10 protein-coding genes are annotated in these 11,051 nt (G+C 29.9%); 9 read left to right on the plus strand and 1 reads right to left on the minus strand.

Going from position 1 to position 11,051, the window contains the following annotated elements; translation table 11 throughout:
- Positions 1-179: 179 nt before the first annotated feature.
- The 9 genes from RBB48_RS30830 (at position 180) to RBB48_RS30870 (ending at position 9,849) form a co-directional block, all read left to right on the plus strand.
- Positions 180-1,352, plus strand: coding sequence for a HesA/MoeB/ThiF family protein (locus tag RBB48_RS30830; RefSeq protein ID WP_306008783.1), 1,173 nt, complete (start codon positions 180-182; stop codon positions 1,350-1,352).
- On the plus strand, positions 1,318-2,517 hold the full coding sequence (locus RBB48_RS30835; protein WP_306008784.1) for a PqqD family protein: 1,200 nt from the start codon (positions 1,318-1,320) through the stop codon (positions 2,515-2,517). The genes RBB48_RS30830 and RBB48_RS30835 overlap by 35 nt, the downstream gene beginning before the upstream one ends.
- An 18-nt stretch (positions 2,518-2,535) precedes the next feature.
- On the plus strand, positions 2,536-3,849 hold the full coding sequence (locus RBB48_RS30840; RefSeq protein ID WP_306008785.1) for a cytochrome P450: 1,314 nt from the start codon (positions 2,536-2,538) through the stop codon (positions 3,847-3,849).
- A gap of 21 nt (positions 3,850-3,870) precedes the next feature.
- Complete coding sequence (locus RBB48_RS30845; RefSeq protein WP_306008786.1) at positions 3,871-4,446, plus strand: DJ-1/PfpI family protein; 576 nt, start codon at positions 3,871-3,873, stop codon at positions 4,444-4,446.
- Positions 4,447-4,954: 508 nt separating this feature from the next.
- Positions 4,955-6,190 carry a plasmid recombination protein gene (locus RBB48_RS30850; protein WP_306008787.1) on the plus strand — a complete coding sequence of 412 codons (1,236 nt, stop codon included), beginning with the start codon at positions 4,955-4,957 and terminating at the stop codon, positions 6,188-6,190.
- Positions 6,191-6,407: 217 nt separating this feature from the next.
- Positions 6,408-7,085 (plus strand): hypothetical protein, encoded by a 678-nt coding sequence (locus RBB48_RS30855; RefSeq protein WP_001985840.1) that lies wholly within the window; start codon positions 6,408-6,410, stop codon positions 7,083-7,085.
- Between the two features lie 643 nt (positions 7,086-7,728).
- Entirely contained in the window at positions 7,729-8,289 is a 561-nt protein-coding gene (locus RBB48_RS30860) for a helix-turn-helix domain-containing protein (protein ID WP_306008788.1), read from the plus strand.
- A gap of 126 nt (positions 8,290-8,415) precedes the next feature.
- Entirely contained in the window at positions 8,416-8,871 is a 456-nt protein-coding gene (locus tag RBB48_RS30865) for a GNAT family N-acetyltransferase (protein ID WP_306008789.1), read from the plus strand.
- A 417-nt stretch (positions 8,872-9,288) separates the two neighbouring features.
- Positions 9,289-9,849 carry a MerR family transcriptional regulator gene (locus tag RBB48_RS30870; protein ID WP_306008790.1) on the plus strand — a complete coding sequence of 187 codons (561 nt, stop codon included), beginning with the start codon at positions 9,289-9,291 and terminating at the stop codon, positions 9,847-9,849.
- Positions 9,850-10,060: 211 nt separating this feature from the next.
- Here RBB48_RS30870 and RBB48_RS30875 read toward each other — a convergent pair whose 3' ends face one another.
- The gene (locus RBB48_RS30875; RefSeq protein WP_306008791.1) at positions 10,061-10,717 is read right to left on the minus strand and encodes a 2OG-Fe(II) oxygenase family protein; all 657 of its coding nucleotides are present in this window, start codon (positions 10,715-10,717) and stop codon (positions 10,061-10,063) included.
- Positions 10,718-11,051: the final 334 nt, after the last annotated feature.

Below are 11,051 nucleotides of genomic sequence, written 5' to 3' on the forward strand. Positions count from 1 at the left end.
GTATCAAATTTTCTGAAAAAACTCAATATTAGGAGGAATTCATATGAAAAAGAAAATTAAAATTCGTATGGTTGAAAAACTTTCAACTTTAATGCCTTGTCATTATTGGTAAAATTGACTAACAGGTCGTGTTTAATACTTAACACGACCTGTTTTATTCATGAAAGGAGATGTGTATTTTGTTTTATCCTAAATTAAAAGATATTTATAAACCAATTTCATATATTGAAGGAATAATTCGTGTTGGGCTTGATGGTTCTTATTGGGAGATACCAGATGAAGAAGGAATTATATTTGATATTTTAAATAAATTAGATGGATCTTTTTCTATAGATAAAATTAGTAATGATTTAGATATAGATTTTGAAAGTCTTAAAGAATTAATTAATATGTTAGATAACAATGGTTTGATTGAAAGTGATTCTTCTAATAATCATTCTTTAGATACTTTAGAATTAGAAAGATATCGGGCTAATATAAATTATTTTTCTAATTTTTCTTCTATTAGTAAGAGTAAGTATGAATATCAAGATAAGTTGAAAAATGCATCTGTAGCAGTTTTAGGTTTAGGAGGTGCTAATGTTTTATTAGCAGAATTAGCTGGAATGGGAGTAGGCAAAATTGTAGGAGTTGATTATGATTCTATAGAATTAAGTAATCTTAATAGACAGTTTTTATATACTGAGCATGATATTGGGAAACTAAAAGTTGATGTAATTAAGAATAAAATTGAAGAAATAAATAGTAATGTAGATATGAAAGTCTTTAATAAAAAAATAAATAGTGCTTATTCATTATTTGAGGTGATAAAGGATGTTGACTTGGTTGTTAATGGTATCGATCAACCTCCTATATTAGCTACAAGATGGGTTAATGCTGTTTGTAATTATTTTGGTATTCCTTTTATACAGGGTGGAATAGGTAATTTGAAAATTATGTGGCAATTAATTAATCCTACTTATAATGGTTGTTACGATTGCTTTTTGATTAATTCAATTAGAAATGAACCGATAATTGAGCATCAAATTAGATTAGCTTATAAAACAAAATTTGATGGTAGAAATACATCTTTTTCTCCACATGTTGCTTTATTAGGAGGAATATTAGGTTCAGAAATTGCTAGATATTTTACTGGATATGCTAAACATACTGATTTTTCAACTTCTATGGCACTAGATACAAGAACTCTTGAAATAAAGAAGAGTGGAAGTTGGAGTAAAATTGAAGATTGTCCTACTTGTAGTAAGAAGTCTAACCAAAATGAATTAGAACCGATAGATATCGAAGAATTAATAAAGATTGCTAAGGGTGAATCTTATGTCGATGAAAATATCACATCAGTCAAAAGTTGAAGTGAATTTATCAATACAAAAAGAAGGAGAAGATTTTACGGTTGGGGATCCTGTAAGAGAGATTTTTATTAGAGTTCCTGTGGAAGCTATTGAAATAATAAATTTATTAGATGGTAAACATTCTATTGAAATGATTGAAAAGATTTTAATAGAGCAGAAAGAAATAGAAATAGATGTTTTAGATTTTGTTAATAGTCTTAAAAGATTAAAATTAATTTTTAGAGTAGATGGTATAGAATGGTATAGTTTGGAAGGTAAAGGAAGTAATAAGTATTTATTAGCATTATCAAATGTTTTTTTTAATAAAAAGGTAATATATTTATATTGCTTGTTTCCTATATTTTGTTTAATAATGTTAATCTTATCCCCACAACTTTTACCTAGTTATACGGATTTTTTTCTTTTCAATAATATTGGTTTGAATATGTTAGTTTTCTTTTCTATTTCTTGGATTTTAACTTTTTTTCATGAATTATCACATTATCTTGCTGCATTAAAAGCAGGAGCTAATGTGAAATTTAGATTGAGTTTACGTTTATATTGGTTGGTAGTTGAAGCAGATATGACCTCATTATGGGGACAAGAAAAGAAAAAACGGTATGTCCCCTTTTTGGGTGGTATTTTTTGGGATTTCTTCGCTTTATTTATTAGTTTTTGTTTACAATTCATTTTATTAGAACAAAGTATTTTTTATGGAATATCTCGTTTAATTGGTATTATAGTATTTTTGAAGCTTGGTATGCATTTGTTTTTATTTATTAAAACAGATTTGTATTATGTGTTTATAAATTATAAGAATATTCCTAATTTACATTACACTTCCAGAGTTTTTTTGTCTAAATTTATAGGTTCAAAAGAATCCAGAATTTTTTGGACTGAAATTCCAGATGAGGAAAAAAGAGTAGTAAAATGGTTTAGTGTTTTATATGTTATAGGAGTCTTTGTTTCAATTTTTATGCTGTTATTTTATCAATTACCAATTATGTATGTAGCTATTCAACGTTCTGTTTATGCTGTTACTCAGTATTCTTTTTTATCTTGGGGATTTTTAGATGGATTTTTTGCTTTATTAATAATGTTTGTAGAAGGAGCGATTTGGTTAATAGGAGCTTATACAGTTTATTCCTCTAAGGTAGGATCAAAAGAACAAAAAGAAAGTTTGTAAAGAGAGGAGTTTTTAATGATGGAGAGTGTGTTAACTAGTCCTAAATCTAATTTTTTGTTCGGTCATTTATTAAAAATGAGAAAAGATCCTTTGAATTTTTATTTGGATTGTGCTCGTAATTATGGTGAATATGTAAATTTGAAATTTGCTTATAATTCTGTTGTATTATTAAGTAATGTAGAACATGTAAAGTTTGTACTTAAAAATAATGAATTGTTTAAAAAACCTAAATCTGTAGTGAATCAAAATAAAAGACTTTTAGGAAATGGTTTAATTGTTAATGAAGATGAAAATTGGATTAAACAAAGACGTTTTATACAGCCAGTTTTTAAGCATGATAAAATACCTTATTATGCAGATGTGATGGTTAATTTAACGGAAGAACATATTGATAATTGGAAAGATAATGAGATTAGAAATATTGTTCCTGATATTATGAAATTAACTTTATCTATTATTGGGAAAACAATGTTTGATTGTAAAGTTGGAGATAAGGCGGATTTAATTGGAAAATCTTTGGAAAAAGTAATGGATTATTTTTACAAGGGGATTCCTACGTTTATTCCTACATTAAAAAATCATAGATATAATAAAGCGATTTCAGATTTAGATGCTGTTATATTTGAAATAATTGATTATAAAAGAAAAACAAATAATAAATCTGGAGAAGATTTGCTTTCAATGTTATTAAATTCTCATGATGATAATAATGAGATGATGACTGCTGAGCAAGTTAGAGATGAAATTATGACCTTTTTAATTGTTGGTCATGATTCAACAGCTGAGATTATATTATGGTGTATTTATTTACTCTCGGAATATCCGATAGTTGAAAAGAAAGTATATGAGGAAATAGAGATGGTAACTAAAGATGGAAAATTCTCTTTTTCAGACATTCCATCCCTTGTATATACGAATAAAGTTATAAAAGAAACATTGAGATTATATCCTCCGGCCTGGGTTTTAAGTAGAGTAGCTATGAAGGATACTAAAATTGGACAATATGAAGTAGATGAAGGTACCAATATATTGATAAGTCCTTGGGTTCTTCATAGATTAGAATCTAATTTTGTAGATGCAGAAACTTTTAATCCTGATAGATGGGATAATACTAAAATAGATAAGATGGGTGCTTATTTGCCTTTTGGTTTAGGACCTAGACAGTGTATTGGACAATCTTTTGCAATGATGGAATTGATTTTAGTTTTGGTAACTATATTAAAACGTTTTAAATTGAAAAGGACGGAGAGTAGTACTTTAAATCCAATACCAATGATGGCATTAAGAGTTGGGGATACATTAAATGTCAGAGTGAGTAGTAGGTCTAACTAAATATTAACAGGAGGAAATTTTATGAAAAAGGCTCTTTTTTTAATTTATGATGGATATGCTGAATTTGAAATTAATATTTTATCGTTCTTTCTTAAAGATAAGGGATTTTATATTGAAACTGTAGGTGTTTCCGATGATCCTTATATAGAAGGAGAAAGTGGTTTTTTTACTGTTCCGAAATTAAAATTAGGTGAAGTTGAAGTTAGCCAGTATGATATCTTAATTATACCTGGAGGTAATATTTTCCCACTATTAAACAATCAAAAATTATTAGATTTAATAAAGGAATTTAGATATGAGAATAAGTGGATTGCTGGTATTTGTTCAGCATCTGCTTTATTGGGCGCCTCAGGTGTTTTAAATAATATTAAGTTCTCTACTTCTTTAAATTCAAAAGTTAAGGAAGTAGAGAACTTACATGATTGGACAAAAAAACAATTAAATTGTGTTACAGTAGACAGTCGCATTATTACAGCAACTGGTTCTGCTTATGTAGAATTTGCTGTAGTTGTTTTAAAAGTATTAGGTTATTTAGATAGCTATGAAGAAGAAAAAGAAACTATATTATATTACAAAAACCTTATTTTGGAATATTAATTTGAACGAAGTAATATTTTAAAATTAGATAAAGGAAGTATTATGTTTTATTCATTAATTAATGTAGAATTGGGCGTTATTTAGGAAGCATATGGATTAAACAAATTTTTAAAGTAGAGGTATAAAAAGTGGTGTAGGTCAATCAAAACGGACCTAGCGAAGCAAAGGGAGTATTTGACTTGACCAATTGCACTACACCCAAACCCTCTTGGCACTGAACAAACTACGTTTGTTCCTGCTAACCGGCGAGGGAGCCCCTCAAGGATTGAGGGGTTGGGGAGTTCGATTGATGGGGGCTGGGGAAGAGATCCCCAGTGGGTTTGGGCAAAGCCCAAGGTTTGTTTTTGTCATGCTTAGCATGGCTCGGCACAGCCGAAAAGCGTCGCAGACCCCTATTGATTTTGATGCGTTAGTGTCAAAATACGTATAGGGTTACGTCAATTGACACAATTTCGTCGCCTTGCTAGACTTATTGTATCAATTCATCTAAGGGAAGTGGTGGCACTTTATGTTGTTCTCTATCTCATTTAATCAATCTCACCAAAGTTCATTAAGCCATAATAACAGAGAAAACATTCATGGGAATCCTGGCATTGATCCATCCAGGTTAGAAGAGAATATCTATTTTGTTCAAAAGGACATCCGAAGTATATACAAGGATGTCTTTCAAGAAGCGGTGGACAAGTATAATGAGAAGCAAAAACGAAATGACCGTAAGATTCAGGACTACTATGACAAAATACATAAAAATGAAAAGACACATGAGCAACGAGAATTGGTTGTAGCGGTTGGGGAGGGTAAAGATGACCCAAAGTATAGGGAAGCTAAAAAAGAAGCGTTAAAACAGTATGCAGAGGCGTTTCAAGGGCGAAATCCAAATCTAGTAGTCTATAACATGGTTTTACATGATGATGAAGCAAATCCGCATTTACATATTAACTATGTACCGCATTTCGAAAGTAGTCGAGGATTAACGAGGCGTGTCGGAATGGATAGAGCCTTGCAACAACAAGGCATACAAGGAAAAGGGACGGAGCTAATTGCGAATTGGAGACAATTAGAAACGGCTTATATTGAATCTTTGGCTAAAGAACAAATTCCAAATTTTGAACGTGCCAATGTGGGTTCCCATAAATATATGAAAGTCCGTCAATACAAAGAATATGCTGAAGCTGTTTCTAACATAGAGAATCAAATTACGGAGATAAGCAAGAGATTGCCGGATAGCAAGATTACGCTAAAGCCCAAAAAGAAAGAGATCAAGACGGAGGTAAAGCCAAAATTAATTGGTAAACCTGAAATTATTGAAAAAGAAACAGGCAATTATGTTTTTTCACCAAAGCAACTCGAAAAAGTAGAAGAATTGATAACTGCAGCAGTCACTGTAAAAACAGATTATGAGCGTTTGCAGAATACGGATTTGGTAAAAGAAAATAAGGAATTGAATCGTCAAGTTGATAGTTTACATGACTCTTTAAAAGAATCCCAAAAGATAAATTTAAAGTTAAAAGAGGAGAATAGAAAATTAAATGCTGAAATAGGCTCATTAAAAACTCATATAAAGGATTTGAAGGAGAATATAAGAGTTTTGTATCAACAGACGAAAAAAGCTTTTAAAGAGAAATTTAAGGTGTTTAGAGGGATTGTTAAAAATGAATTGGATAGCAAGGGAGTAGATAATCAATTTGAACGTGAATATAAGAGAGAAATGAGCAGACAGCGAGATTTTGATAGGGAACGGTAAAAAAATAGGGAAACTTTGTTTTTATCTTCAAGGTTATTGAAAACGTGATAGAATGAAAAAAAGAGCCATGCTGGAACATGACTCTTTTTATAGGGTATTCTACGAAAATACCTAGACTTCATTTATCTGATTATAGATTATCATAATTTGTTTTATAATCAAATAGCAAAAAATAGGTGTTTTTGTTGATTCCCTCAATTTAGAGGAGGAATTAACAATGAATGAAGAATTGGGACAAGCTTTAAATCAAGCTGATAGAAATGCTAGAAAAAGAGATTTTGAGAAAGATGGAAAACAAAGAGATCAAGCTGAAGAACTAAAAAAGTCTCTTTTACAACAGTTAAAAGAATTAACTGGAGAAGATCATTATGTTGGAACTAATAAAGATCCATTTGCAGGAGAGCCATTTAATCAAGTAATGCACAGAAATTTAGATCTGTTGAATAGTATTGGTTATTTAACTCAAGCGGAAGAAAGTTTTTTATTTAGAATTCAAGCTTATTTGGAATTTAGAAGTAATGTTATTATTTGTAGAGATGATAAATTTAAAAGGAAACGAAAGAGTGCTGAGGAAGATTATGAGTTACCAAAAGCAGCAACTGTTTCTGAAATTGCTGAAATGATAGGGAAATCAAGAGAAAAAACTTCTTTGGTTATGAATTCATTAAAGAAAAAAGAAATTTTACTTAATCCAGAAGGTGCTGGACAAATTATTGAAAATGGTCGCACTGTAAGTCCTAGAACATGGGTGGTAAATCCTTACATAATGATTTGTGCACCTCGAAAAAATGAAGTGAAACTTGATAAATTAACGATGAGATTGTTTCAATATTCTTTGAAAAATCTTAAAGATCAAAATGGTAAAAAGGTAAAATTACCAGCTAGATTTTTTTAGACTATATCAATTTGATATAGTCTTTTTTATATGTATTTTACTTATTTGTATTTTTTTAGGTGTGACGAAAACGTCACAAAAAGACTTAAAAGTGTGACGAAAACGTCACACCCTTAAAAGTGTATTCAACCCAGTCATATCAAGGGATTCACACGTTTTTTGTAGATGCTCTCTATTATCACTATTATTAAAGGCTAAAAGTTCCGCAAGGAACAGGTAGTATTTTTGAGCAAATAACGCTCAAAAATCTCCACCTTCAGAAAAAGAAAAGTCGGTTCGTTAATCCTCACCTAAAGGCTATCGCCTTTTCTTTTTTTTTCTGTCCTTGCGGAACTTTTTTCGGCTGGTTTTTAGCTTTCGCCAAGCCGAACAGACCAAAAACGGGGTTAAGTTGCTCGACTTGGATCAGCAATTGTACCAGCTGAACCGCCAGTTCTTCCGTTCAAAGTATTCTTCTTTTTCTATATGAAATTAACGCTATGTGGGGTTTCGTCCCCACACGACGAGCCAGCACTCACACCCAAAAACAGGGGTAAATAGCATGATAAAACATTTTTACACCTTAGAATCACGTTATTATAAAGAAATTTGGTAGTCTATAATTAGCCTTTAACTTAACCTCAAACTTAAGGGAGATGTATAGATGAACATTGGTAGACAAATACAATATTTTCGTAAACGGGATAATATGTCCCAAGAGAAGTTAGCAGAAAAAATTCATGTTTCCAGACAATCTATTTCTAATTGGGAAAATGAAAGGAACTATCCAGATATTCATAATTTACTAATGATGAGTATTCTCTTTAATGTCTCCCTGGATGATTTAGTTAAAGGAGATGTAAAGATCATGAAAGAAGAACTTCAAAAATCAACTTTCTTTAAGTGGAGTTACATCATGTTAGCATCAATGATTATACTTCCTATTTCTATTGCACCTGTATTTTACTTTTTTGGTTATTACGGTCTTATAATACCTTTGATACTTACGATTTTGCTTATGTTTTCATCACAGCAAGTTGAAAACATAAAAAAAGAGCATAATTTAAAAACTTATCGTCAAATAGTTGATTTTATAGAGGGAAAACCTGTAAGTGAAGTAAAGCCTAATATAAAAGACAAATTATTAAAAATAGGTTTGATGCTTGTAAGTGCTTTAATTAGTTATAGTTTGATTTATTTAGGATTGAGTGTATTTGGAAGATAACTTAGAAAACTATTAAAAGTTCTCCGGATTGTTTAACTGGAGGACTTTTGTGTTTACATAATTATCGATATAGGAAGTACAGTATTCTATACTTAAATAAAAATACATTACTGGAGATGTGAAAGAATGGAAATTATTAATAAACAGATAACACTCGAAGAAATAGAAGTGTTAAGAAACCCATTAGATAAATTGCATGAATACCATAATAGTAAATCAAAATTTTTTTCTGGTGATTATCCAAGAATTACATTTGAGGAACGTATTAAAGAATATGAAAAAAACTTAAAGTATGGAGAATATGGGATCGAATTGTTAATTGAAGCGGAAACGGACAATATATTAGGATTTTATATAGCATATGGTAAAAAAGTAAGCGGGAAGATCGAGGTTCTATTTGTTGATGAAAAATACCGAAGAAACGGATTGGGTTTGAAATTAATGAATAGTGCAATGGAATGGTTTAAAGAAAAACAAATATATGAAATTGAATTAACAGTAGTGTACGGGAATGAAGCTGTATCGTTTTATGAGAAATTGGGATTCTATCCACGTTCAATTATTATGACAACTAAATCATAATTTAATTTAACTTTATTTTAAGTCTTCAGGTGAATACTCTATACATATTCAGTTAACATAACGCCCTATTATCGGTAGCAAAGACTTTGATAGAATCCTTGTGTTTACAAGGTTCCTTGTCTTTTTGTTTATTTATCTTTTATACATGATTTTATACATCGTTGATATAGCGGGGATTCTGGGGATCCTGCTATTCTTTTTTTGCATAAAATCTTGTATATAGAAAAAAGATTTTGATGTTATTATCGAGAAGTAATACATATCGGTGGTAAAATCGGAATGTATTTCGGAAATTAAATCGTTTTTAAAATCGGTTTTCATATCGGTTGTAAGTACATTCCGATTTTGAATGGAATGTTGGTTTAATCTTGTTTTTTGAGTAAAAAACGTATTCCGTTTTTTGGGGAGGAATAAAAATTGGAACTAAAATCGGAAATGCACACACCGAAAATTGTTGCGGATCTTTTAGGAATCACACCCGATTTGTTAAAGGTATGGTCAAATGAATTTAATATACAAACGGAGCGAAGTCAGGGAGGACATCGTAGATACTCGAAGGAAAATATAGAAGAATTAAAAGCAATAAAAGAAAAAATACAGGCCCAAAAATGGTCTTACGATCAAGTTCGGTCATGGCGAAACGGAGAACTTGATTCGTTTGTTTCAAAAGAAGAAAAATCAGAATTAGAAAAGAAACTGAATGAAGTATTAGAAAATCAACAGTTACAAAATCAATTTAATCAAGCACTCGTTCAGAAACTACAAGAAATTACGAATGAATTGGTTACGACAAAAAAACATTTAGAGAATACGGAGAAAAAGTTAACTGAAGTAGAAGGGAAAAACAGTGAATTAGAAGTTTTTATAGAGAAGAAGCTAGAGAAACGAGATCAGTTATTGCTTGAAAACATTAGAGATATGCAGGTACAAAATCAGAAACAAAAACGGAAAGGTTTTTTCGGTTTGTTTAAAAAGTAAATTTGGCTGGTATTTTATGTAGGGTTCTAATGTCGGAAAAAGAAGAATAGAAATATAGCATACATACAATAAGGGAATGCAGTATAGATCAGTCTACAAGCATTCCCTTGTTATGATTATGTGAGGTATAAAAAGATACATAGTTCGTTAATGTAAATCAATTCTTTAAAAATAGTGAATTTAAAGCAAAAATAAAAGAGGAATATAGAATTTAATCTATGTTCCTCTTATTCTCTTCTTCATAAATTCCATTAACGGCTTTTAATGTCAATACTAGACTAAATCGATTTTTATCCTTTATTTTTCCAACGGCATGGTAGGAGTTTTTTCCAAAAGAAATTCCTACTCCGGTATTATGTATAGGTGGGATTGTTTTTATTAAGCTTGATGGTTTTTTAGATGAGAAAATCCCTAACATTCCCCCGTCTTGTTCTTCCCAATTTTCATTTAGATAAATAAGAAATCTATGTGTAAAAAAATTATTATCTCTTTGTGTAGGTTCGGCATAATCTGAATGAATAGAAGTTCCGTCTCCTTTATTGTGTTTAACAGCTGATAATATGAAATTATCTTCAAATTCAATTTCAAATATTTTTTGTAGTTCATCTTTTAATATTTTTAATGTTTTAGGAGAAAAAAAAGATTTTAGATTTTCAGGACAATATTCTTGTTTAATAATAAATTCATTTGATTTGTTATTAAATTCATTTCTGTTTATAAATAAATCAGTTTGTTTTAACCATTGTAAAATTTGGTTTGCTAGGTCTATAGATAATACTTTATCTATAAATATATGTTTGAAAGGTTTTTGATATATATTTAAACCTTCAAATATTATTTGTTGTTGTTGAGGATGTAGTGTTTTCATTATTTACCTCATTTCTTTTATATTCATAAATAAAAGAAGAGAGGTTTTTGGTTATTTACCTTTCTTCTTTTATTTTAATAAAAGTACATATTATATTTTATTCGCCTTTTCCTGGTGGAATAATTTCGCTTTTTCCTGGTGGAATAATTTCATTTGATGATTCCCAAATAAAATCTACTAATTCAAAATTCATATCTACCCCTCCTTTTTGAAAATTCTGAATTCATTATATATTAAGAAAAGATTATAGGTCAATAGGTAATTTCAAGAAAAAAACTTTTTTGTGATTTTTTGTATTTTTTCTGTAAATCTATTTACTTATTTCTGAATTTAT

This window comes from Bacillus sp. MMSF_3353 (assembly GCF_030733445.1).
In the GTDB taxonomy this organism is placed as follows: Bacteria; Bacillota; Bacilli; order Bacillales; family Bacillaceae_G; genus Bacillus_A; species Bacillus_A wiedmannii.

What these genes read in the sequence shown, in the direction of transcription:
- RBB48_RS30855 (WP_001985840.1), top strand. Translation starts at nt 6,408, where the DNA reads ATGAATGAAGAATTGGGACAAGCTTTAAATCAAGCTGATAGAAATGCT.
- RBB48_RS30875 (WP_306008791.1), bottom strand. Translation starts at nt 10,717, where the DNA reads ATGAAAACACTACATCCTCAACAACAACAAATAATATTTGAAGGTTTA.
- RBB48_RS30850 (WP_306008787.1), top strand. Translation starts at nt 4,955, where the DNA reads ATGTTGTTCTCTATCTCATTTAATCAATCTCACCAAAGTTCATTAAGC.
- RBB48_RS30845 (WP_306008786.1), top strand. Translation starts at nt 3,871, where the DNA reads ATGAAAAAGGCTCTTTTTTTAATTTATGATGGATATGCTGAATTTGAA.
- RBB48_RS30860 (WP_306008788.1), top strand. Translation starts at nt 7,729, where the DNA reads ATGAACATTGGTAGACAAATACAATATTTTCGTAAACGGGATAATATG.
- RBB48_RS30840 (WP_306008785.1), top strand. Translation starts at nt 2,536, where the DNA reads ATGGAGAGTGTGTTAACTAGTCCTAAATCTAATTTTTTGTTCGGTCAT.
- RBB48_RS30835 (WP_306008784.1), top strand. Translation starts at nt 1,318, where the DNA reads ATGTCGATGAAAATATCACATCAGTCAAAAGTTGAAGTGAATTTATCA.
- RBB48_RS30865 (WP_306008789.1), top strand. Translation starts at nt 8,416, where the DNA reads ATGGAAATTATTAATAAACAGATAACACTCGAAGAAATAGAAGTGTTA.